At 49.5% G+C, this 22,569-nt stretch carries 23 protein-coding genes and 1 pseudogene; 1 reads left to right on the forward strand and 23 read right to left on the reverse strand.

The features are described 5' to 3' along the window. Positions 1-12: 12 nt before the first annotated feature. Positions 13-1,440 carry a sigma-54 interaction domain-containing protein gene (locus H1R82_RS10745; RefSeq protein WP_181731881.1) on the reverse strand — a complete coding sequence of 476 codons (1,428 nt, stop codon included), beginning with the start codon at positions 1,438-1,440 and terminating at the stop codon, positions 13-15. Between the two features lie 265 nt (positions 1,441-1,705). Here H1R82_RS10745 and H1R82_RS10750 point away from each other — a divergent pair, with 265 nt between their 5' ends. Continuing rightward, positions 1,706-2,908: an ornithine--oxo-acid transaminase gene (locus tag H1R82_RS10750; RefSeq protein WP_181731882.1), complete on the forward strand. Its 1,203-nt coding sequence runs from the start codon at positions 1,706-1,708 to the stop codon at positions 2,906-2,908. A gap of 58 nt (positions 2,909-2,966) precedes the next feature. Here H1R82_RS10750 and H1R82_RS10755 read toward each other — a convergent pair whose 3' ends face one another. The 22 genes and pseudogenes from H1R82_RS10755 to ybiA form a co-directional block, all read right to left on the reverse strand. After that, positions 2,967-4,652 carry a sigma-54 interaction domain-containing protein gene (locus tag H1R82_RS10755; RefSeq protein ID WP_181731883.1) on the reverse strand — a complete coding sequence of 562 codons (1,686 nt, stop codon included), beginning with the start codon at positions 4,650-4,652 and terminating at the stop codon, positions 2,967-2,969. 115 nt (positions 4,653-4,767) lie between these two features. Next, positions 4,768-5,910 carry an acyl-CoA dehydrogenase family protein gene (locus H1R82_RS10760; RefSeq protein WP_181732010.1) on the reverse strand — a complete coding sequence of 381 codons (1,143 nt, stop codon included), beginning with the start codon at positions 5,908-5,910 and terminating at the stop codon, positions 4,768-4,770. An 18-nt stretch (positions 5,911-5,928) separates the two neighbouring features. Beyond that, positions 5,929-7,122, reverse strand: a complete 1,194-nt coding sequence (locus H1R82_RS10765; RefSeq protein ID WP_181732011.1) for an acyl-CoA dehydrogenase family protein — start codon at positions 7,120-7,122, stop codon at positions 5,929-5,931. After that, entirely contained in the window at positions 7,122-8,747 is a 1,626-nt protein-coding gene (locus tag H1R82_RS10770) for a long-chain-fatty-acid--CoA ligase (RefSeq protein ID WP_181731884.1), read from the reverse strand. The genes H1R82_RS10765 and H1R82_RS10770 overlap by 1 nt, the downstream gene beginning before the upstream one ends. A gap of 22 nt (positions 8,748-8,769) precedes the next feature. Then, positions 8,770-9,249 carry a PaaI family thioesterase gene (locus H1R82_RS10775; RefSeq protein WP_138615058.1) on the reverse strand — a complete coding sequence of 160 codons (480 nt, stop codon included), beginning with the start codon at positions 9,247-9,249 and terminating at the stop codon, positions 8,770-8,772. Continuing rightward, positions 9,250-10,002: an SDR family NAD(P)-dependent oxidoreductase gene (locus H1R82_RS10780; RefSeq protein ID WP_181731885.1), complete on the reverse strand. Its 753-nt coding sequence runs from the start codon at positions 10,000-10,002 to the stop codon at positions 9,250-9,252. Between the two features lie 26 nt (positions 10,003-10,028). Continuing rightward, a complete protein-coding gene (locus H1R82_RS10785) occupies positions 10,029-10,448 on the reverse strand; it encodes a MaoC family dehydratase (protein ID WP_181731886.1) in 420 nt (139 codons plus the stop codon). Beyond that, positions 10,445-10,891 carry a MaoC family dehydratase N-terminal domain-containing protein gene (locus H1R82_RS10790; protein WP_181731887.1) on the reverse strand — a complete coding sequence of 149 codons (447 nt, stop codon included), beginning with the start codon at positions 10,889-10,891 and terminating at the stop codon, positions 10,445-10,447. The genes H1R82_RS10785 and H1R82_RS10790 overlap by 4 nt, the downstream gene beginning before the upstream one ends. Positions 10,892-10,912: 21 nt before the next feature. Continuing rightward, positions 10,913-12,091: an acyl-CoA dehydrogenase family protein gene (locus H1R82_RS10795; protein ID WP_181732012.1), complete on the reverse strand. Its 1,179-nt coding sequence runs from the start codon at positions 12,089-12,091 to the stop codon at positions 10,913-10,915. A gap of 28 nt (positions 12,092-12,119) precedes the next feature. Continuing rightward, positions 12,120-12,863 carry an SDR family NAD(P)-dependent oxidoreductase gene (locus H1R82_RS10800; RefSeq protein WP_138615216.1) on the reverse strand — a complete coding sequence of 248 codons (744 nt, stop codon included), beginning with the start codon at positions 12,861-12,863 and terminating at the stop codon, positions 12,120-12,122. A 247-nt stretch (positions 12,864-13,110) separates the two neighbouring features. Further along, positions 13,111-13,536, reverse strand: coding sequence for a DUF2935 domain-containing protein (locus tag H1R82_RS10805; RefSeq protein WP_181731888.1), 426 nt, complete (start codon positions 13,534-13,536; stop codon positions 13,111-13,113). 145 nt (positions 13,537-13,681) lie between these two features. After that, complete coding sequence (locus tag H1R82_RS10810) at positions 13,682-14,185, reverse strand: Imm6 family immunity protein (protein ID WP_181731889.1); 504 nt, start codon at positions 14,183-14,185, stop codon at positions 13,682-13,684. A gap of 216 nt (positions 14,186-14,401) precedes the next feature. Then, the gene (locus H1R82_RS10815; protein ID WP_232333878.1) at positions 14,402-15,640 is read right to left on the reverse strand and encodes an MFS transporter; all 1,239 of its coding nucleotides are present in this window, start codon (positions 15,638-15,640) and stop codon (positions 14,402-14,404) included. 215 nt (positions 15,641-15,855) lie between these two features. After that, positions 15,856-16,035 carry an Imm6 family immunity protein gene (locus tag H1R82_RS14700; RefSeq protein ID WP_181731890.1) on the reverse strand — a complete coding sequence of 60 codons (180 nt, stop codon included), beginning with the start codon at positions 16,033-16,035 and terminating at the stop codon, positions 15,856-15,858. A 20-nt stretch (positions 16,036-16,055) separates the two neighbouring features. After that, positions 16,056-16,181: pseudogene (locus H1R82_RS14970) on the reverse strand (Imm6 family immunity protein); the annotation flags it as partial. A gap of 289 nt (positions 16,182-16,470) precedes the next feature. Continuing rightward, positions 16,471-17,010, reverse strand: coding sequence for an SUKH-4 family immunity protein (locus H1R82_RS10825; RefSeq protein WP_181731891.1), 540 nt, complete (start codon positions 17,008-17,010; stop codon positions 16,471-16,473). An 867-nt stretch (positions 17,011-17,877) separates the two neighbouring features. After that, positions 17,878-18,312 carry a hypothetical protein gene (locus H1R82_RS10830; protein WP_181731892.1) on the reverse strand — a complete coding sequence of 145 codons (435 nt, stop codon included), beginning with the start codon at positions 18,310-18,312 and terminating at the stop codon, positions 17,878-17,880. A gap of 404 nt (positions 18,313-18,716) precedes the next feature. Further along, a complete protein-coding gene (locus H1R82_RS10835) occupies positions 18,717-19,496 on the reverse strand; it encodes a CoA-transferase subunit beta (protein ID WP_181731893.1) in 780 nt (259 codons plus the stop codon). Between the two features lie 21 nt (positions 19,497-19,517). Then, positions 19,518-20,438, reverse strand: a complete 921-nt coding sequence (locus tag H1R82_RS10840; RefSeq protein WP_181731894.1) for a CoA transferase subunit A — start codon at positions 20,436-20,438, stop codon at positions 19,518-19,520. Positions 20,439-20,648: 210 nt separating this feature from the next. Then, positions 20,649-21,302, reverse strand: a complete 654-nt coding sequence (locus tag H1R82_RS10845; protein ID WP_049719849.1) for a class I SAM-dependent methyltransferase — start codon at positions 21,300-21,302, stop codon at positions 20,649-20,651. 223 nt (positions 21,303-21,525) lie between these two features. Beyond that, positions 21,526-21,960 (reverse strand): DUF350 domain-containing protein, encoded by a 435-nt coding sequence (locus H1R82_RS10850; RefSeq protein WP_049719848.1) that lies wholly within the window; start codon positions 21,958-21,960, stop codon positions 21,526-21,528. Positions 21,961-22,025: 65 nt separating this feature from the next. Continuing rightward, complete coding sequence (gene ybiA / locus H1R82_RS10855; RefSeq protein WP_280524680.1) at positions 22,026-22,487, reverse strand: riboflavin biosynthesis intermediates N-glycosidase; 462 nt, start codon at positions 22,485-22,487, stop codon at positions 22,026-22,028. Between the last annotated feature and the right edge of the window lie 82 nt (positions 22,488-22,569).

Below are 22,569 nucleotides of genomic sequence, written 5' to 3' on the forward strand. Positions count from 1 at the left end.
CCGTTTAACGCGTTAAACGGTTGTAAGATGGTACTTTTTCATCCGGTACTGCAAACTCTGCCGGGAGATGCCAAGAGATTTTGCAGTCCGGGTGATATTTCCGTCATTTTCTTTCAGGGCTTCTTGAATCAGCCTTTTTTCCGCCTCTTCCATTTTTTCCTGCAAGGTTTGGCCGCGGAACCACTCCGGAACCCAACCGTGGGAATGTTCCGGAACCGGTCGGTTCGCTTCGGGGACATGCTCGTATTTTTTTCTCAACCGCAACGGAAGATGGCAGACATCCATCACCGTTTCATCCACAATCCGGTTCATCGCTCCTTCAATCACATGTTCCAATTCCCGCACATTTCCCGGCCAGTCATGCTGAACAAAAATCTTCCAGGCTTCCGGGCTGACCGCCCGGACATTTAAATGGAACCATTTATTGTATTTGTCGATAAAATGATGTGCCAACGGTTCCAGGTCTTCTTTTCGTTCACGCAAGGGCGGAATGTACAGCGTCACCACACTGAGACGGTAATACAGGTCTTTTCGCAACCGGTTGTGGTGCACTGCATCGACCGGATCTTCATTGATGGTGGCAAGAATGCGCACATCCACCTTTTTATCCCGGGTATCCCCAACCCTGCGGATCGTTTTTTCCTGTATGGCCCGGAGCAATTTGGCCTGCACCAAAGGATCCAACGCATGGATCTCATCCAGCAGCAGGGTTCCGCCATCGGCCTGTTCAAACAAACCAGGCTGATCCACCGCCCCGGTAAACGCTCCTTTTTTGGTGCCAAACAGGATGCTTTCCGCCAGGCTGTGCGGGATCGCCGCGCAATTTTGTGCAATGAACGGCCCTTTCATGCGAGGACTGCCATTGTGGATGCTTTGCGCAAACAGTTCCTTTCCGGTTCCGGTTTCCCCCGCCAACAGCACCGAAGAAGAAGTGCGGGTCGCCCTTTTGGCTTCTTCGATGACAAAGCGGATAGCTTCGCTTTGGCCGATAATTTGGTCAAACGTGTAGGTGGTGTTTTTGTTTCGCCATGCATTGTCTTTCATGACATGTTCCAGTTTGGTGATGTCTTTGGCCATTTCCACCGCCGCGATGATTTCACCGTCAACCCGGATCGGATACGTATCATTGATAGTGGTGATCTCTTTTCCCTTGTTGTTGTAATATGTCTGTTTCACCCGCCGGGTTTCTTTGCCCGTCCGGACTGCTTCCAGCAAGGTGCTTCCCTGATCACGGGAAAAGGAAAACACCTCCAAAACATTTTTATGGAGAACGTCTCCGCGCTTCATCGATTCAATTTCCGCCATTTTTTGATTGTAAATGATGGTCTTTCCACTGCGGTCGATCACATGAATGCCAATCTCCACGTCATCGATCAATTGCTGAAAGATTGCATCCATCTGTCTGGGAGACAGACCTTTCTTTCCTTGCGAACCGTTCATCTTCCTTGCCTCCCGCATCCGTCGTACTGGAGTATGTACTTTGATTATAAACGGATTTTCGCCAATGCAAAATATCTTGGCGCACTTTGGGGTAAAATGCCTGTCACACGCAAACTTTGTTTGCACCCGATCTTACGGAAAACTGCGGCATCCGGCCGGCGAACTGACTGGCATGAAATTTGCTCTGTTCTCTTACCGAACGTTTTTATCCCATCAAACTTTCCTCACCCATGAAAAATCAAGTCAAAAAACTGGAGGGATCATCATGACCACGACAAACCGGTCCGGTCAAATCATTGACCAAACCAACCGCTATGGAGCACGCAACTATCATCCGCTTCCGGTCGTTGTCTCCGAAGCGGAAGGCGTTTGGGTAAAAGATCCGGATGGAAATAAATATTTGGATATGCTCAGTGCTTACTCCGCCGTCAATCAGGGACACCGGCATCCGAAAATCATTCAGGCTTTGATAGAACAGGCAGACCGGGTTACCCTGACTTCCCGTGCGTTTCACAATGACCAGCTGGGACCGTGGCTGGAAAAAATCTGCAAGCTGACGGGAAAAGACATGGCCCTGCCCATGAACACCGGAGCCGAAGCAGTGGAAACTGCCTTTAAAGCCGCCCGGAGATGGGCTTATGAGAAAAAAGGCGTGGAACCGGACAAAGCGGAAGTGATTGCCTGCACCGGAAACTTCCACGGGCGGACCATGCTCGCCGTTTCGTTGTCCTCCGAAGCGGATTATCAACGTGGTTTCGGCCCGATGTTGCCCGGAATCCGGCTCATCCCCTACGGCGACATCGATGCGTTAAAAGAAGCAATCCATGAAAACACGGCGGCCTTCCTGTTTGAACCGATCCAAGGAGAAGCCGGCATCAACATCCCGCCGGATGGATTTTTAAAGGAAGCGTATGAAGTTTGTAAAGCACATCGTGTTTTATTTATGGCCGATGAAATCCAAACCGGGCTCGGACGGACCGGCAAAATGTTCGCCTGCGATTGGGAAGACGTGGTTCCGGATGTTTACATCCTTGGGAAAGCCTTGGGCGGCGGCGTGATGCCCATTTCTTGCGTGGTTGCCAACGAGGAGATTCTGGGAGTCTTTGAACCGGGTTCGCATGGTTCCACATTTGGCGGAAACCCACTTGCCTGCGCCGTATCGATCGCTTCCCTCAATGTGATCACAGAGGAAAAATTGGCCGATCGTTCATTGGAACTCGGCGACTATTTCCAATCCAAATTAAAAGAAATTGACCATCCGGCGATCAAAGAAGTCCGGGGCAGAGGCCTTTTCATCGGTGTTGAACTGCATGAAGCGGCCCGTCCTTATTGTGAAAAATTAAAAGAAGAAGGATTGCTCTGCAAAGAAACCCATGAAAATGTGATTCGCTTCGCCCCACCGCTGGTGATCAAAAAAGAGGAGCTGGACTGGGCGATCGAAAAAATCAAATCGGTATTTGCCCGCTGATCATTTTTTCCAACACAAAAACTGCATGGAACCGGTTTTCTTCCATGCAGTTTTTTCATTATAAACGTTTCTTCCCGATGTTTTTGTTTTTGCTTCGGATCCCGTATTGGTACGCTTTGCGGATCGCGGTGGACTGGCTGATTTTCAGTGCTTTTGCCACTTCATAAGAACTGTTGTATTTCTGAAAGGCAGAAGAAATGATCTGCCGTTCCATCTGTTTCATGACCTTTTTCAATCCGCCGAGTTTTTCAGCATCCAAGCATTCCACAGCTTCCGCGAACTCGTTTTGGCCCGTCCGCTTGCCGCCGGATGAAAAAGGCAAATGTTCCGGAAGGATCACATCCGATGGTGTGGTCACCAGCAACCGCTCAATCAAATTGGCCAATTCCCGGATATTTCCCGGCCAATGATAATTTTGCAACACTTGCATGGTCTCCCCGGCCATTTGCTTATGGGTTTGGTATTTCCGGTTGTATTTCTCCATGTAAAAACGGATCATCGGCACAATATCCTGCAGCCGTTTCCTGAGCGGCGGAATCTCAATCGGCACCACGCACAAGCGGTAATACAAATCTTCCCGGAATTTCCCCTCTGCCACCATTTTTCTCAAATCACGATTGGTGGCGGCGATGATTCTTGTATTCACTTTGATCGTTTTCAACCCGCCCAGCCGGCGGTATTCCTGATCTTGCAAAACCCGGAGCAGTTTGACCTGCAACCGGACCGGCATTTCCCCGATCTCGTCCAAAAAAAGAGTTCCCTCATGGGCCAGTTCAAACAAACCGGCTTTCCCTTCTTTTTTCGCTCCCGTAAACGCACCGGATTCATAACCGAAAAGCTCCGATTCCAAAAGCTCTTCCGGGATAGCCCCGCAATTGACTTTAATAAACGCGCCTTTTTCATAGCGTTTGCTGTTTTTGTGAATCATGCGGGCGATCACTTCTTTCCCCACGCCGGATTCCCCGAGCAATAACACCGTCGTGTCGGTTTCGGCGACGCGTCCGGCCAGCTCCATCACTTGCTTCATCTCCGGGCTTTCGACGACCACCGGTTCATCGCCGGCGTGAAACTTGCGAAGTCGCGACAACTCTTCTTTCAACCGGTTTAATTCGGAGATATCGCGGAGATTGGTCACCACCCGGATCACTTCGCCTTCCTCATTAAACACCGGGCTTCCGGTCATCAACAACACTTTTCCCGTGGCCGTTTCCTGAACCATGGTGACCGGCTTTTTCTTTTTCATCACCTCAAAGGAAACCGATTTTTTCACAATCCCCCGTTTCTCCAGATAGCGCATATCCTTGCCGATGTAATACTCCTTCGGAATGCCGGTCAACCGTTCGATCGCATCGTTGGTTTTCCGGGTAATGCCGTTGGCATCCACAATATAAATGGCATCATAGGAATTTTGAATCGTGGCATCCAATTCATCCCGCACGGCTTTGGCTTCCTCCAATTGTTCCTCCATCTCTTTGAGCGCAGTCAGATTGACCACAACCAGGATGACCATCCCCCGGCAGGAATACAGATTCATTTGCAAATACCGGTCTTGGTGCTTGATGATCCGGCTGGCGGGCAAAGACGTGTTTTTCCCAAAAACCCATTGTTTCAGCTCCGTTTGTCCGGCCCCCTCCAACCACCGCAAAATCTTTTTGTCCGTATACAAAGCTTTTCCCTCACGGTCAAAGACGGCGATCCCCGTTTCCAACTTCTTCATTCCTTGAATCTCCCCGACTTTTTCCATCTTGACTCCCCTTCCCAAAAAAGGTCATCTATTAATAATTATTTGTTAAATTTGAATATTCCTCTGTAAAAAAGACTTACCGGCCCGAACATCCGGACGGTAAGCCCAAACGAATCTACTTCCCAAGCAGTTGGGAGGCAATAATATTCTTTTGGATTTCATTGGTCCCTTCATAAATTTTGGTGATTCTCGCATCCCGGTAATACCGTTCCACAGCGGTTTCCTTCATGTAACCGGCGCCGCCGAAAATTTGCAGGGCACGATCCGCCACCCGGTTATAGGTCTCGGTGGCATAATACTTGGTCATGGCTGCTTCCTTGATCGCTTTTTCCCCGTTTTCCAGCTTCTTTGCAACGTGGAAGTTGAATGCCCGCCCCACTTCGGTTTCCGTGGCCATTTCGGCCAGCATCCACTGCAGCCCCTGGTTTTCGGCGATGGGCCTGCCGAATTGCACCCTTTGTTTCATATACTCCGTGGCCAACTCAATCAATTTTTGGCAGGAGCCGTAAGCCCGTGCCGCCAAGGTGCACCGCCCTTCCGTCAAAATCTTCAAGGCGGAAACATACCCGGTTCCCACTTCGCCAATCACATTTTCCTCCGGCACCTCACAATCTTCAAAGAAGATTTGTGCCGTGTGCGAACCCCGGAGTCCCATTTTTTTGTCGACTGCTCCGATTTTCAAGCCGGGGAAACTTTTTTCCACCGCAAAAGCGGTAAAACCTCCCTTCACTCCTTTGCCGGGATCGGTCACCGCAATCACCGTGAAAAGATCGGCATCGGGCCCGTTGGTGATAAAATGTTTCATCCCGTTTAAGATCCACCGGTCTCCTTTTTTCTCCGCCCGGGTTTTGATGGCCGCGGCATCCGATCCGGCTTCCGGTTCAGTCAGGGCAAAGGCGGCCAACTTATTACCGGCGGCCAGATCCGGCAAATATTTTTCTTTTAAATACCGGCTGCCCAACCGGACAATGCCGGTACTGCCAATTCCGGTGTGGGCACCGATGATGGAAACAAATCCGTTATGGGTGCGCCCCAGATTTTCCAACACCAGGCATTTGCCAGTCACCCCGAGCCCCAACCCGCCGTACTCCTCGGGAATTCCCAGCCCGAACAGCCCCAACTGTTTGGCTTTTTCCAGCAAATGGCCGGGAACCTGATCCTCTTCTTCAATCCGGTTGGCATACGGCTCCACTTCATTTTCCACAAAATCCTTCACCGTTTTCGCAATCTGTTTCAATTCATCCGGAAAGGTGATCATGGGAACCATCTCTCCTCCTCAGTCTTCAAAAGGCCAAGCCGGCAAATTCCGGTTTAACGGCCGGTCCACCCGGTACCCAAGCGCATATTCCCCTTGCATGATGGTGTGGATTTCACGGGTTCCTTCATAAATCACCGGCGCTTTGGCATTGCGGAGATAACGTTCGACCGGATATTCATTGGAATAACCATATGCCCCGTGAATTTGGACCGCATCATTGGCCGCCTCAAAAGCGGCATCACAGGCGAACCACTTGGCCATTGAAGTTTCCCTTGTGTTCCGTTTTCCTTCGTTTTTCAGCCATCCGGCCCGGTAAACCAGCAAGCGGGAAATGTCCAGGTTCCGGGACATTTTGGCAATCATTTGCTGGACCAATTGATGGCGGCCGATTTCCTTGCCAAAGGTTTTACGTTCATGGCAGTACTTGACACTGGCTTCCAGGCACGCCCGGATCAACCCGCAGGCTCCGGCGGCCACCGTGAAACGTCCGTTGTCCAAGGCCGACATGGCAATCTTAAATCCTTCTCCCTCTTCCCCCACGCGATTTTCCACCGGAACCCGGACATCATCCAGAAACACTTCTCCGGTATTGCCGGCGCGAATTCCCAACTTCCCTTGAATGGCCCGGGTCGTGACGCCCTCAAAATCGCGTTCCACGATAAAACAACTGATGCCCTTGTGCTTTTTTGAAGGATCCGTTTTGGCAAAAATCAGAAAATGATCCGCCACATCGCATAAGGAAATCCAGGTCTTTTGCCCGTTCAACCGGTAAACATCCCCGTCTCTCACGGCCGTCGTGGAAATTGCCGCCACATCGGATCCGGCATCCGGCTCGGTGAGACCGAAAGCGCCGATCTTCCCGCCACGGGCTTGGGGCGTCAAATACTTTTCTTTTTGCTCCTCATTGCCCCATTGCAACAGCGTCAGGCTGTTTAAGCCGGTGTGAACCGAAACCGCGGTGCGAAAAGCAATGTCCCCCCGTTCCAACTCTTCACACACGATGGCCAGCGTATTGTAATCCATTCCGGCACCGCCGTACTTTTCCGGGATGCATACCCCCATGAGTTGCAATTCAGCCAGCCGTTGCAAAATCTTTGGCTCAAAATGCCCTTCGGCATCCCACTTCCGGATATACGGCCGGATTTCCCGGTCCACAAAGCGCCGGACCAAATCGGCAACCGCCTTTTGTTCCGCGGACAAAGCAAAGTTCATCACGGGTTGTCCCCTCCTTTTTTCGCTTCATCCCTCAACACCCGGCGTAATATTTTCCCGACGGCATTTTTGGGAAGGGAGGAACGGATTTCAAACTGTTTCGGCACTTTAAAAGGCGCCAGATGTTTGCGGCAAAACACTTCCAACTCTTGAATCGTTGCTTTGGCCCCCGGTTTGAACACCAAATACGCTTTAACCGTCTCGCCGCGGTACGGATCCGGCACCCCGACCACCGCCGCTTCCAGTACGGCCGGATGGGTGTACAACACTTCTTCCACTTCCCGCGGATAAATGTTGTATCCGCCGGCAATGATCAAATCTTTTTTCCGGTCCACGATGTAAAAATAGCCGTCTTCGTCCATGCGGGCGATATCCCCGGTATAAAGCCAGCCGTTCCGAAGGGTTTGTTTGGTTTCATCCGGCATGTTCCAATACCCTCTCATCACTTGCGGACCGCGGATCACAAGTTCCCCGGTTTCCCCGATCTTCACCGTCCGGGTTCCGGTTTCCAGATCCACAATTTTGGCTTCGGTTCCCGGAAGGGGAATGCCCACACTCCCCGGCTTTCTCTGCCCGGAACGCGGGTTGCTGTGCGTGGTGGGGGAGGCTTCCGACAAACCGTAACCTTCATACATCACGGCACCGGTCTTTTTCTCAAACGATTGAATCAATTCGACCGGCAGGGATGCCGATCCGCTGTTGATGATCCGGATGGCATCCACACCGTATTTTTCCGCTCCCGGATATGCATTTAACGCGACATACATCGTGGGCACCCCGGGAAAATAAGCGGGACGGTGTTTCTGAATGGTTTCCAGCACTTCCAGTGGTTCAAACCGGGGCAGCAAAATCAGGGAACTGCCGAGAAAAAAGCCGAAATTCATGGCGCAAGTCATACCGTACACATGAAAGAGCGGGATCACGGTCAAAATTTTGTCCTGCTCCGTCAAGGGGTTTTCGCTGGCATGCGCATGAATTTGCTGGACGTTTGCCACCAGATTTTGATGGGTCAGCATGGCGCCTTTCGAACGTCCCGTGGTTCCGCCGGTATATTGAAACACCGCCACGTCCCGCTCCGGTTCAACCGGTTCATCGGGAACCGGTGCCGACGCATGAAGAAACGCTGTCCAAGAAACTTCGTGGGACAGCGGATTTTCCAACCGGAACGAATCCGTTTCCACGATGATCACTTTTCTCAACCGGGAGAAAGAATTTATGTTTTGGACACGCGGATACAAATCCCCGGAAACAATCAACACGTCCGCTCCGGAATCGGTTAAAATGGCTTCCAACTCCCGCCGGGTATACATCGGGTTGATCTGAACCACGACCGCTCCCCGCCGCAAGACACCAAAAAAAGAAATCACATAAGGCGGACAGTTTGGCAACATGATCCCGACCCGGTCCCCTTTTTTCACCCCGCAGGCCCGCAAAGCTCCGGAAACCCGCTTGGACATGTCTTGTAACATTTTGTAGGAAATCTCCCGGTCATAAAAATAAACGGCGGTCCGGTCCGGGTGTCGTTCCACTGTGCGGTCAAACATTTGCGGCAGAGACAGCTTTTCGTATGCAAACGGTTGTCCTTTGGCATGACTCACCCCGCCCACCACGGTTACCTTGGCCACCAAAGTCTCCCCCTTTTTCGCATCAGATTTTCTGATCCAGGATGGCAAAAGAGGCGCTGGCGACGGCGACCAGCTGATCATCCCCGTCATAAATCCTGCACTCTGCCACCGCCGTCCGCTTGCCCAGATGCAACAACTCCGCCTGTGTTTTCAATCTCCCTTTGTGCACGGCACGGATGTAATTGATTTTCATTTCAGAAGTCACCGACATTTTCCCCGGCGGCAGCCGGGAGTAGACCAACGATCCCATCGTCGTATCCGCAATGTAGGCAATCACGCCGCCATGGACGGCTTGATTCAGGTTCCACAAAAACGGAGTCACTTCGGTTTCAAATTGAAGCGTTTTTTCGGATGTCCACTCCCCTTTGAACCCAATCATTTCATGAAGATGTGTCGAGACATTTTCCCGGACGTTTAAGATCGCCTGTTTCACCCGCTCAAGCAGCAGCTTTTCCATCCCGGTGCCGTTTTTTTGCACCTCTTCCCAAATGGACGGTTTCAATCAAACCCCACCCCGGACATAAAGCACTTGCCCTGTGATGAAACTGGCTTCATCCGACACCAGGAACAAGACCGCATTGGCCACGTCAATGGGTTTGCCTGTTCGCCCCAGAGGAATGGTTTGTGCTGCCGCTTTTTTAAAATCTTCAAAGGGAACCCCGATCCTTTCCGCCGTTTGCCGGGTCATGTCCGTTTCGATAAAACCGGGGGCCACGGCATTGACATTGATGTTAAATTTGCCGAGTTCAATGGCCAGCGTTTTGGTGAACCCTTGAATCCCCGCTTTTGCTGTCGAGTAATTCAATTGTCCCCGGTTGCCGAGCGCCGAAGTGGAACTGAAATTGACAATTTTCCCGTAGCGGTTTGGCACCATGAACCGTTGGGCCGCCCTGGATGCATAAAAGGTTCCTTTCAGATGCACATCCATGACGATATCCCAATCTTCGTCGGTCATTTTATGGACCAGATTATCGCGGATCACCCCGGCATTATTCACCAGGATGTCCAACCGGCCAAACGTGTCCACGGTTTTTTGCACCATATCTTCCACTTCTTGCCGTTTCGTGATGTCGCAAGGGACCGCGATGGCTTCTCCTCCGGCTTCGCGAATTTTTTGCGCCGTTTCTTCACAGGTTTCGGCATTCACATCCGTCACGGTGATCTTGGCTCCTTCTTCCGCCAGGCGTATCGCCGTTGCAGCACCAATTCCTCTTCCCGATCCGGTGACAATCCCCACACGGTCTTTCAATCTCATATTTCATCCACTCCTTATTGAAAAAATCACGCTGCCGGGACGGAAAATTCCGCCTTGCCGGTGACAACCCGGTCCCCATTTTGCGTCGATGCCCAAATGTCGCATAAAACCACTTGTTTTCCTTCTTCCCATCTCGTTTCTTTCACCCGTCCTTCACAGGTGATCTCATCGCCCGGACGAACCATTCCCGTAAACCGGACCCCGAATGTTCTCAAATCCCCGTCCGTCCCGATCAGGTTGGTCAGCATTTGCCCGACAAAGGCCATGGTCAGCATGCCGTGGGCAATCACTCCGCCCAATCCGGATTTTCGGGCATAATCGTCATCATAATGAATGGGGTTGAAATCTCCCGACGCTCCCGCATACATCACCAACTGGGTACGGGTGACCGGCGGTTTTTTGAACGGGCCGATCGGATCCCCCGGTTGAAATGTCCGCAACTTCATCCCTCCTGTCCCCGGTAAATCACATTGGACCGGGCAATAAAGACCGTCTCTCCCGCTTCATCCACGCCTTTTTGCTCATACAGCAAAAAGATCATCTTCCCCAATTTCCCTTGCTTTTCATAAACATCCGCCAATTTCGTCGAGCAGTAAATCACATCCCCTGCATAAACAGGACGGAAGTATTCAAACTGTTGTTCCCCGTGAATGAGACCGTCCGTCTTGAGAGAAAACCCCGGAATCGTGCCATAATCAAACGTCCGGCAAAACGTCGGCGGTGCGACGATCCGGCCGTGGCGTGTGGTTAGGGCATACGCCTCATCATGATACAGCGGGTTGGGATCCCCGATTGCTTCGGCAAATTTGCGGATGGCGCCTTTTTCCACTTCATTTTTGACCGGGGCGGATTCTTTGCCCACCCATTTCCGGAATGCATTCACATCCACTTTTCGTTTCCTCCCTTACCGTCATTTCCCGTGTTTGGCAATGGCCCGGGAGATCACGAGTCTTTGGATTTCGGCCGTTCCTTCCCAAATTTGATAGATCTTGGCGTCCCGGGCCCATTTTTCCACCGGATACTCCTTGATGTATCCATAGCCGCCGAGGATTTGAATGGCATCCATCGTGGTTTGCACGGCGACATCCCCGGCAAACAACTTCGCCATACTGCCTTCGCCCCGGTGAAAAGGAATCTTTCGATGCCGCATCCAACCGGCCCTCCAGGTCAAAAGCCGGGCGGCATCAATCCGGGTCGCCATGTCAGCCAGTTTAAAGGCAACGGCTTGATGCTCAATAATCGGTTTTTTAAATTGGATTCGCTCCTTGGCGTACTGCAGGGCATATTCATAGGCCGCCCGGGCAATGCCGATGGCGGAGGCAGCCACTCCCGGCCGGGTGTGCTCCAACATTTTCAAAGCCCCGACATACCCCGGGACATATTCCGGATCCCCCGGTTCCCCGCCCAGCCGGTTTTCAACCGGAACCCGCACATCTTCCAGGATGATCTGGGCGGTATGCGACGCCCGGACCCCCATCTTCTTTTCTTTGCGTCCCATGGAAAAACCCGGCGTGTTTTTGTCATCAATGAGAAACGCCGCGATGCCCTTCCAGCCTTTGCTCCGGTCCAAAGTGGCAAACACCACGTGGATGTCCGCGATGCCCCCGTTGGTGATAAACTGTTTGGTCCCGTTTAATACATACACATCGCCTTCCCGCCGGGCCGTGGTTTGAATGGAAGAAACATCCGAACCGGCTCCGGGTTCCGTCAGCCCCATGGCGCCGATCAAGCAACGATCGGGATCACACAGCATCGGGATCCATTTTTTCTTCTGTTCGGTGGTTCCCATGGCCATGATGGCGGCAGCGGGCAGATGCGACCCGTTGATGGCCACCGCGATGCCGGCGCATCCCCAAGCCAGTTCTTCGGAAACCAGCAGGCTGGTCACCGGATCATCGATGCCTCCGCCGCCGTATTCCTCGGGATACGAAAAGGTCGTCAATCCCAGCTTGTGTGCCTTTTTGACAATCTCCCAGGGAAACTCCTCGGTCTCATCATGGTAAGCCGCATGAGGACGGATTTCTTTTTCGGCAAAATCATGTGCCAGCCGTCGGATTTCCTTCTGCTCCGGGGTCAGCTCAAAATCGATCATGTTCCGCCTCCTTCAAATCAACCGCTTATTTAATCAGCCAGCCGCCGTCGACCACAATGTCCGCCCCGGTGATGTACGAAGCATCATCGGAAACCAAAAAGGCGACGGTCCCCGCCACTTCCTCCGGTTTCCCAACCCGTTTCAAAACAGTGTGGCGCTCAATGGTTTTGACAAAACCAGGGTTATTCAAACTGTCTTCGATCAGCGGGGTTTCAATAAATCCGGGGCTGACCGAGTTGACACGTATGCCGTATGAGGAAAGCTCATAAGCAAACGCACGGGTCAGATTGATCACTCCGGCTTTGGCCGCAGAGTAATGGGCAAACAGCGTCCCCGGTTTCATTCCCGAAATGGAGGCAATATTGACAATGGCCCGGTTTTGTCCGCCCTTCATCCGTTTGGACAATTCTTTGGTGACCAGAAACACACTGCGCAGGTTGGCTGCCTGCACTTCTTCCCATTCTTCAACCGAAATATTTTCCAACAAATTCAGTTTTGAACTGCCGGCGTTATTGACGAGTATATCGATCTGGCCAAACTTTTCTTCAATAAAATCCGAAAGCCGCTTCACTTCCTGTTCACTTGTCACATCAGCCGAGTACGTGGTCGCATGCGACTCCCCGATTTCGCCGGCAACCCTTTCCAACTTGCTCAATGTCCGGCCGACCAGAACCACGTATGCTTCTTCCTGTGCCAACCGTTTGGCAATCGCTTCGCCTATCCCGCTTCCTGCACCGGTGACAACCGCCACTTTTCCGGCAAAGCGCAAAAAAACCCCCTCCTTGTCCCATGTCTCGTTATTTTTTAAATTGCAAATTTTATGCCAAATATAAATGTACAATTCGCCGGCATGAAACCGCTTGTTGACAAGGGGTTTGGGAATCATGTGGATCCACCCGGTTCATGTCGTAAGTCGTTTTTGCATTGGTTCAGTCATTTATGCATGAGCAAAAATGACTTATTTTCCGCGACAAAAAAACCCCTGTTCCCCCACCGGGACAGGAGTCTTCAACCGTTTAACACCGCCAGAGGATCGTTTGCGCGATCCCGATAAAATATTCCGATTCCCGAATAATATGATTCATCACCACTTGCGCTGTCCTGTTCCCTTGAAAAGCCGCGCTTTGGTCGCGAATCATCCTGCACAATTTGATAAATTGCTCACTTTGGTGGAGGCAAAACCGGACCAAATGCTTCACCCGGTATTCCAACTCCGGATTTTTTTTGCAGGGCAACCGGATCTTCGTCTCAATCCAGCGAACAACGAGCTGATGGGTGTCCGTCAAAGCTTTTTCCCACTCATTCAATGCCTCCACATACCGGGATTCCAAATTTTTGACCAGTTCCTTGATCACAACGGTGTGTTCCGCCTCCTGCTGCTTCCAAAATTCGGCTTCATCCAGAATGCGAAGCGGCATTTTTTCCCCGTAATAAAATTGCACAAAACCTCCTCCTTTTTTCCTCCCCGTCGCAAGTAAATATATATGCCGAAAAAAGAAAGATATGCTTTGAAACCACTCACAAACCCGGACCCGTTCAAATCAATACAGCCTTCCCGTTATCCGGAAAGACTGTCCTGGTTCCGTTTTAAGCGATGCCCTTCATGATTTCATTTCTCTTGATCTTCTTCGCGCTTCCCGCCGGATGGTTGTGAAGCAGATATTGTTGCAAACGCTCAGTCCATTTCGCTTGGTATCCGTCGATTTGTCTGATCTGCTTCATAAATTCATCAATCGTGTCATGATCAACCATTTCAATGGGTTGGGGAATGTATTTTTCATTTGCGTGATCATATGCCCGCCATATGGTATAACAAATGGCGTACATTGCACACACCCAAATCTGCTCTTCTTGCGGATCATCGGTCAGCTCAAGATAGATCGACACCCCCGTGTCATTTTCATTGTCAAACTCGAAATAAATATCATCCGCACTGTGTTTTTTCTCCTCCACCCATTCCCAACACATGCCAATCGTCTTTTTCAACTGCGGATAACCCTTTGTTCCTTTCAACCGGTTGATCAGTTTTTCTGTTAAAGCCAATAAATAAGCCGGCCCGGCGTCATCATGAACGTTTGAAATCCATTTCATGGGTATCACCTGTTTATCTTTTCATTTCTGATTTATGCAAAAACCTGCGGGCAGGAATCAATATATCAAAAATCAATTCATCAACTTCACTCAGTGCTTCCCTTTTGATTCTTCCTGCTTCCCGCCGGATGGTTGTGAAGCAGATATTGTTGCAAACGATCCCTCTCCACTTATGGTCATAAAAAAGCCACTTTGATCTGAGTGGCATGCACCAAATTATCCTTCAAATGTCCTTTTCTTTAAAAGTAACAATCCATTACCGATCAGCAACAAATCCATGAGCAACCAAGCCACGGAATAAGATTGCATATCCACGATAAACCCGAAAACAGCCGGAGCCAGGATGATGGCCACTTGGTTGAGTGTGAGCGCATAGCTGACCATCAACCCGTCTGCTTGGGGCGGGGCGTGCTCAGCCACTGCGAGGAGAAAGGAACTGAACCAACCGATGCCAAAAAAGCCCAACCATGCCGACAAGAGAAAGAGAACCCACACAGGCAATGACGCGGGAAGGAAAATCAAAACAGAGACGCCCAACACGGATGCCCAGATGGAAAGATGAAGCGGGTATTCCCTGTTTCCGCCCCACCACTTGTCACTGATGTAAGCCAGCACGATCCTCCCTGCCATTCCGCTCAGCAAAGCCGCGGATAACAGCTGTCCCGCGTGAACCAGTTCCACATTGGTCTCATTGCTGAAGAAGATCATCAAATGTCCCACCAAAACCATCTGAAGAGAAACCATGATGATCCCGGTGCATAAAACCGGAAACGTTTTTTTATTTTTGGCAATCTCTTTGATCTTTTCTTTGAATTGTGCATTGCGGTTGTTTTGGCTTTGGCGCGGAAGAGGCGGATCCCGGTATAAAACCAGGAACAACAAACCACCGAAAATGGCAAGGGCCGCCTGGGTATATACCGCCGCTTTCCATCCGAAATGAAAAGACAAGTACGGAAGCAACATTCCGCCGATGGCCCCTCCGATGGGAATGCCGGCCTGCCGGATGCCCATGGCCAAGCCTCTTTCCCTTTCTGAGAACCAGCGCAAAATCACTTTGCTTCCCCCGGGTTGGGCCGTTCCATACCAAATCCCGACAATCCCGAGTAATCCCAACAACAAGAAGTAATTCTCCGTGAACGATACAAAGAAAAACGAAAGCCCCAACAAAACGGAACCCAAACTGATCAGCCAGCGTTCCCCGTATTGATCCAATGCATGGCCAATAAAGAGCATCGACAATAAAGGGCCGATTTGGACGGCAGAAACCAACAACCCCGCCTGGGAAGTGGTCCATCCCCATTGTTCCTGCCAAATCGCGGCCAGCGGCCCGACTCCGTAAGTGACCAACGTTGCAGAAGCTTGAGACCAAGTTGCAATCGTCAAAATCAACCACCGATAATAAGCCGGTTGTTGAGATCCCATCGTTTCCCGTTGCAAAGGCAAACGGGTGTTCATTTTGGTTCGCCCCCTTGTTTTTTGATGAGACAAAAATAAAAGATTCACATCGGACCCACCGCAAGAAAGAAAGTCCGGTACATCCCGAAAGTCCCGTTTTCCGCCTCAGATCTTCCTAGCTCCGTGTGTTTTTCATCAGGTCAGATCTGGCGCATAATTTCTTCCCGCCGGATCTTGTTGTTACTTCCGGACGGATAATTTTGCAAAAGATATTGTTACAAACGTTCCGCCCATTGCTCTTGGTATCCGTTAATTTTCGTCACTTTGTCCGTAAACTGATCAATCGTTTCATCACTTTCCAACTCCAATGTTTGGGGAAGACTCTTTTTCCGTTCATAAAGAAAAGCCCGCCAAGTCGTATAACAAATGGCATCCAAGAGACTAAACCAAACCAACCCGATTTGTGCATCATGGACGATTTCTTCATATATTGCTTCAAAAACAAACCATTTTCTCCATCTTCCCCATCCCGGTCCAATGTCTCATAAAGCCCGAGACCGGTATGCTTCTTCTCCTCCACCCATTCCCAACACCTGTCCATCGCTTCCCTTGCTTCTTGAAACCATTCACAGCCGGATATTTTGTACACATATCATTTCGGACAAAGCCAATAAATAAGCCGCTTTTGCATCGGTGTTTACTTTTTTATACCACTTCACTTTCTGCTTCCCTCCCTGTGTCATCCAACCGGCCGCCACCTTTAAAAACAAAAAATTTATATTTATATTTTAAATCAGATAAGTCGACAAATCATCCTCTCTCCGATTTTCACGCTCAACAAAAATCGAGAGCTGAATTTCTCAGCTCCCGGCTTTCCGATGATATGCATATCAGCAAATCAAACCATCTTCCACTTGCTCAAGAATCACCGACCAATAGGTTTCTTCCTCTTCCAAAGCTTTTGGATCGAATTGATGAAATTGTTGTTTGATCTCCCCGACGATTCCCCGAATCCTTTCTTCATCCCCCGTCTCCATCGAATCGATCAGTTGCGGCTGGTGACTCAGATAGATTTTGAGAAACATCAGGAATGTAGCAATATTTGCGTTCATCCACCTTTTTCCTTTGGCAAACCAGGAATCCAAATAATACAAACAATCCGTCTTACAATGGATCCCGATTTCATTTCCTTCGTTCTCACCAATCATCAGATAGCCCTCACCTTCATGATCCTGTTTCATTTTGAGCTGATCATAAAAATGAAGATAAAAAGGGCTTCCTTTCACCTTCTCAGAATCCAGCGGCAACCCGACCGATGATAAGAACGTCAGGGTCGCTTCGGACAAACCGGATGGAGGCAGCTGTTCATGATGGAACAAAACCAGTTGATCTTTCCAAAACTCTTTTAATTCTTTAGTCAACTCAGCCATGGATCCCGCCTCCCTGATGTCTCAGATTTGCATCCAATTTTATTTAAATGCCAAAGTTTTTCAGGCAATTCCAAACCTGTTTGCTTTCTTACCCCATCTTTCTATCCATTCACCACATATTTATCACAATAAAAATGGCAGGCCAAACAGCACTGCCAATGAATCCCTTTCTTTATAAATCAAAATGCATCGATCCACTGTTAGTTTCTTAAATCTTAAGCATCTGATTCCACATCGTCGTAAAAATAACACGGAAGTTTCAATGAATTGTTCTTTACCTGATCAAATGCTTCTGCAAGAAGAACTGCGAGTTTCTCTTTCGCAAATTGTTGTAATTTCATAGCCAACTCTTCATCATAATCGGGTTCTTCTTCATTCCATTGAATTGTTAATCCATTATAAGGAAAAAATTACTTCAATGTCATTCCCGTTTGCATCTTTTTCAATTCTTCCACCATGAGCATCCATTGCCATCACTTCGAAATGTTGAATCTCGGGAAATTCCACTTGATAATAAAACAAGAGATGATCCGTATCCTTTGCAAAGGGGGATATTCAACGTTTTTTGCATCGACAAAACATATTCCTCTTTATTTTTTTATATTACTTTTTATTTTGGTATAGTATTACTCAAGTTCTTCATTATGTCCCTCCTGATCACCTTTTGGATCCACCAGGTTTCTCCTTTACTAACTGTTTGAACTGTGAAATGAGCCGCGCTTTAACCAAATTAAAGAATCCCACAGCCAAAAATGGCCATGGGAAAGGGTTTGATGATTTCAGAATATCGGACGATTAAAGAAAAAATCCCCTTCATATATTACGCCAAATATAGCGGAAACGAACCCATAAGTATCCTGGTGTGTCCTACCACTCATCCCATTCCAATGTATCGTTAAGTTTTCCTGTTTCAAAGAAATGTTTAAAAGCTTGAATCATCGGGTCATATTCCACCAACCATTCCTTGTTGAAATCTATTCCCACTCCTTCGTTTGTGATCAGTTCATACTCTTCACCTCGTGTTTGAACCTCGGGATTGAGCAACATATATTGTTTTTCATAATCAAATTCTGCTGGGAAATAAATGATCGCGTAAAGTCGACGACCATCGATTTCATTTCCCCCGAAGACGTTCATTTCACCAATATCCGGGTTGATTAAACATAAAGCATCAAGGAAATTATGATCACGACGTCGATCTCCATCCACTTGATCCAAGTAACTTTTGATTTGTTTCCAATCCGGATTTTTAATCTTTTCTCTCCCATCTGGCTTGCAAAGCATCAGTTCCCATTTACTCATAAAAAAACCTTCCTCACCTTATATCATCCCAAGTAATTCTTCTTGCAGGGCTCATTATCGGCATTGTACCGCGGGTGTGATTGAGCAATAAGTTTTTTAGTGCTATTTGGGAGCAGAATTCAGTAAAACACTCCCAAAAGGCAGCCGCTTTCTCTTTGGTCCATTCCCATGCTCCTGAAATTTTGTCCCCCAACCAGTCCACGATCTCTGACATTGGTTCAGGTATCTTTTCCACAATTCATTGCTGTTCATCGACCAGAGGGGACGAAACAGGCTGTTTTTGCTGAACCAGTTCTTAGTCGTTATTGACAGTGGGAACTTGAATGCCGTCGCCAGCACCACACATTGATGCCAATAACCGATCCCAGCCACTGCCATCAAACCAAGTTAAAATTAATTTTGTCTCATGCTTCCTTCCTCTTCCGGCGTCCTGTCCAAAAACCTTCCGGATCGATCGAGCGGAGGGTTTTCAGTTCTTCTCCGGAAGGAGGCAGGGTTTCGGTAAGCGAGTCAAACCGCTTTAACGGCCAGTCGGTGTTTTCTTGCACTTGTTCAAAAGTGACGCCGGGATGAATGGTTGCAAGCATCAATTCTTTGGTTTCAGGATCCGGCTTTAAGACCCCCAAATTGGTGATTAAAGCGGACAATCCTCCCCGGGGCAATCCCACCGATTCCCGCCATCCGCTTCCATTGCCGAACCCGGGGGAAGTGATGTAGTCCACGCGGTCGGTAAGTCTCCGTTTTTCATGGTTCATGATAGCCAACAACCGGTTGGAAAGCGAGGCGATATCCGCCGCTCCCCCGCTTCCGGGCAGTTTCACCTTGGGAGTTGTGGTCCCTCCAAGATAGGAGGTGTTGATATTTCCGTAACGGTCGATTTGCGCCCCGCCGATGAACCCGACATCGACACATCCTTGTTGCATGAGAAACATCAAATGATTGGTGGAGGTACACCACTGGGCTCCTGTCACATTGGGAGGATCCCCCATCGTGTATAACAGTTCATCGGGAGGCTCGTCCCGGACGATACCGCATTCGAAAAATCCGATGGCGTCGGGAGCATGCAGTTTTTTGGCCACGGCAAAAGCCAGCATCGGGAGCCTCATCCCGACAAAGACGACATCTTTGTCCCGGATTTCCCTCGCTGCGGCAATCACCATCAGTTCTTCGGTGGTATAATCCATTTCCCCACTCCCTCTCCGGCATTATTCGTAAGCATAGTTCACTTCTGCCGCCAACGCTTTTTTCGTTATCTTCAGCCTCTCCCAACGGCTTCCGAGCAACCGGAGGTATTCCTCATGGGAAGAAACCGACAAGACCCATTGGTTCAACCACTTCCGAAAACCTTCTTCATCCCTGCTCTCTTGATGGTAATCGTGAAAGAAGGAATGATCCCGTTGATAATATCCCGGCATGGGGGAGGGATGGCAAAATCCCGGACAATACACCACGGCCGACACTTTGAAGCCGGGAACCAGCAATCGGTTGGGGTCGCTGGTAATCACGTCGCCCGGCACGATTTCTTCCGCCAGCAAAATCACTTTTTTGCTCGCCAGGGCGGCTTCTTGCGCCACGCCGAGATTTCCCCAGAGGTGCGCATTCCCAAATTCATCCGCGCGCTGCACGCCCAAAATGGCGACATCCGGCGTCAGGGCGGGAACATACACCAGTTTTTCCTCCCCGAGCGGAGAAGTGCCGACCTGAAGCTTCGGATTGGTTTTGAGAAGATCCGATCCCAGCAACGACCGGGTCGGCAAAAACGGAACTCCCATTGCTCCGGCCAACAGGGCCAAACCGATGGTAAAATTGCTGTGATCCTCCACTTTGAGGGGGCGGGGAATCCCTTTTTCCATCGCCCGGCGGTAATTGTAACCAAGGCCCGCACTCACATTGCCGGACCACGCGGCAATCAGGCGGTCCACCACACCGGCGCCAATCATCACATCAAACAAAATATCGGAGATGGGCGCAATTAACGTTAAATTTTCTTTTTTCTGACGAATCAACTCATAAGCGGCCGCAAACGGAATCATCGCCTCCAGACAGGCGCCCATCACAACCGATTCGCCATCTTTCACCAAGTCTGCCATGGCTTGTTCCAAACTCATGCGTTTGGTCTGACGCATTCATCTTTCACCACCCGTCACCTGAGTCATCCGTTTCAAACGTAAACTCTTGCCGTTTGCTTCACCACATCAACGGCTGAATCCGCGCATCCAACGGATCCCGCCCAACTTTAAGCATATCATCAGATTGTCCGTAAGACCAGAACACAAAAAAGCGATCAGGATTTCTCTCCCGATCGCTTGCAACCGTCTGAAAAACCGGTTTTCTCTTCAGGCTTTTTGCGCCGTCATCAGCCATACAAAACGGTTCAGCTGTTTGAAGGCCACGGTCAACCCCGCCTGTTGGAAAGCGTTTTCCAAACGGCTCACCACCGGATAAAACTCCCGTTTCAAATCCGATGCCAGCTCGTGGAAACCGCGTTCTTCCGCTTCTTGTTGCATGTTTCGCTTCGCCTCTTCATCCCGGAAAACAGTATCGGCAAACACGATTTTGCCTCCCGGATTCAACCGGCCGGCCAACTCGCGGAGTGCCCGGTCTTTCATTTCATCCGGCAAATGATGAAAGGCATAAGTGCTCACAATCGCGTCAACCGAGGGGATTTCCTCCGGGACATCCAAAAAGTGTCCTTCATACAGCTTTAAATCCGGCACTTTTTCTTTTGCCTTTTTCCGCATCGCTTCCGATGGCTCGATACCGATCACCCGGTAACCGGAATTTAAGAGCAAACGGGACAAATTTCCGGTGCCGACACCAAACTCCAACACCAGACTTTGTTCCGGAAGTTGAAGAGCATCCACTACCGCTTTCAAAATGTCGGAATATCCTTCAAACACCTCTTTATATTCCTCATGGCCGCCGAAAACGGTTTCATCATAATGGTCGGCCCATTCATCAAACAAATCATTAAATAATGCTTCTGTCATATCCATGCCTCCCGGGCAAACGCCAATAAATCTCATCAAAATAGTGTGTTTTTATTTGATATTAACAGAATATACCTTTGGATACAATCCCTTTCTTTGATGATATTCCTATGCATATTTGCCGGTCCCCGTGTCTTTCCGGACTCCCGCTATCTGCCCAAAAAAAGAGCCATTTCATCTTTGCGACAAAACGGCTCTGCTATGTATCAGGAGATCCTCCGGTTTAATAACTGATCAGTGCGGCCATCAAAATTCCGGCTGCAATATGGAGTCTGGATGAGAAAATCGCCACGGCCACATTGCCTTTGGGAATTTCCTTCAACACACTAAACGGCGCAAACCAGTGGAACAGGAAAAAGATCGCCAAATGAAACAAAATCCCCACGACTCCCCAGATGATCAGATCCACCAGGTTCACGGAATTAAAAATGGCAGAAGCCACCACAATGACCAACCCCAACACTTTTCCGCCCAAATCATGGGCCGCCGCTTTGGCCGCCCGCACTTTGGTGTCATCCTCCGTATCCGCTCCGGCGCGGATCAACCCGATTTCACGATAAGGCGTTGACCACAAAAACAACAAATAACCCAAAAGCACAAGCGGAATGGAAACGCCGAGATAATAAATAAAATTCAAAAAATATCCCCATTGAGCCACTGTTGTTCCTCCTCTCTTCAGGCTTCTTTCCATTATACAAATTTTTCGTTCCCGGGCCTGCCTGTTTAAGATTCGTTTCCGCTTTCCTTTTCCCCGCGCAGGATTCCCCGGACTTCCATCAAAATTTCCCCCAACCGGTTTTTTCCTTTTCCGTCGGGGCCACATCCCCAATAACGATCCACCGGTGTCTTTTCAACAATCCGTTCATCTCCGGTGGACAACAAGATTTCCCGGATCTCCTTGTGGGTTTGAAACTTTTTGAGAACGGCTTTTCGCATGATGTCATCTTTCACTTCTTCCCAATCATCCCGCAAAGGCAACCTTCGATCCCGTCCGGTATTGGCCGCTTCCATCGGGCTTTTGGCCAACCGGACTTTTTCTTCATAAGGCGTCCCGGCAAATTTTTGCGCCTGAAAATAATGTTCACTTGTCGGCCACCATTTCCCATCCAACCTGAAGCCGTGCGGAGAAAAATTGGAAAAACAGCCATAAGGTTCATTTACCCGGTAAAAATAAATCGTCATGATGCCACCTGCCCTTGAGCAAAAAATAGACCACTTAAATTATATCATGCCAGATACGAATAAGGATTAGCTTTATGATCTCTGA

This window comes from Thermoactinomyces intermedius (assembly GCF_013912365.1).
Lineage (GTDB): Bacteria > Bacillota > Bacilli > Thermoactinomycetales > Thermoactinomycetaceae > Thermoactinomyces > Thermoactinomyces intermedius.

Coding starts and splice junctions, on each gene's coding strand:
- H1R82_RS10745 (WP_181731881.1), bottom strand. CDS start 1,440: ATGAACGGTTCGCAAGGAAAGAAAGGTCTGTCTCCCAGACAGATGGAT.
- H1R82_RS10750 (WP_181731882.1), top strand. CDS start 1,706: ATGACCACGACAAACCGGTCCGGTCAAATCATTGACCAAACCAACCGC.
- H1R82_RS10755 (WP_181731883.1), bottom strand. CDS start 4,652: ATGGAAAAAGTCGGGGAGATTCAAGGAATGAAGAAGTTGGAAACGGGG.
- H1R82_RS10760 (WP_181732010.1), bottom strand. CDS start 5,910: ATGATCACCTTTCCGGATGAATTGAAACAGATTGCGAAAACGGTGAAG.
- H1R82_RS10765 (WP_181732011.1), bottom strand. CDS start 7,122: ATGAACTTTGCTTTGTCCGCGGAACAAAAGGCGGTTGCCGATTTGGTC.
- H1R82_RS10780 (WP_181731885.1), bottom strand. CDS start 10,002: ATGAGATTGAAAGACCGTGTGGGGATTGTCACCGGATCGGGAAGAGGA.
- H1R82_RS10785 (WP_181731886.1), bottom strand. CDS start 10,448: ATGAAGTTGCGGACATTTCAACCGGGGGATCCGATCGGCCCGTTCAAA.
- H1R82_RS10810 (WP_181731889.1), bottom strand. CDS start 14,185: ATGAAATGGATTTCAAACGTTCATGATGACGCCGGGCCGGCTTATTTA.
- H1R82_RS10815 (WP_232333878.1), bottom strand. CDS start 15,640: ATGAACACCCGTTTGCCTTTGCAACGGGAAACGATGGGATCTCAACAA.
- H1R82_RS10825 (WP_181731891.1), bottom strand. CDS start 17,010: ATGGCTGAGTTGACTAAAGAATTAAAAGAGTTTTGGAAAGATCAACTG.
- H1R82_RS10830 (WP_181731892.1), bottom strand. CDS start 18,312: ATGAGTAAATGGGAACTGATGCTTTGCAAGCCAGATGGGAGAGAAAAG.
- H1R82_RS10835 (WP_181731893.1), bottom strand. CDS start 19,496: ATGGATTATACCACCGAAGAACTGATGGTGATTGCCGCAGCGAGGGAA.
- H1R82_RS10840 (WP_181731894.1), bottom strand. CDS start 20,438: ATGCGTCAGACCAAACGCATGAGTTTGGAACAAGCCATGGCAGACTTG.
- H1R82_RS10845 (WP_049719849.1), bottom strand. CDS start 21,302: ATGACAGAAGCATTATTTAATGATTTGTTTGATGAATGGGCCGACCAT.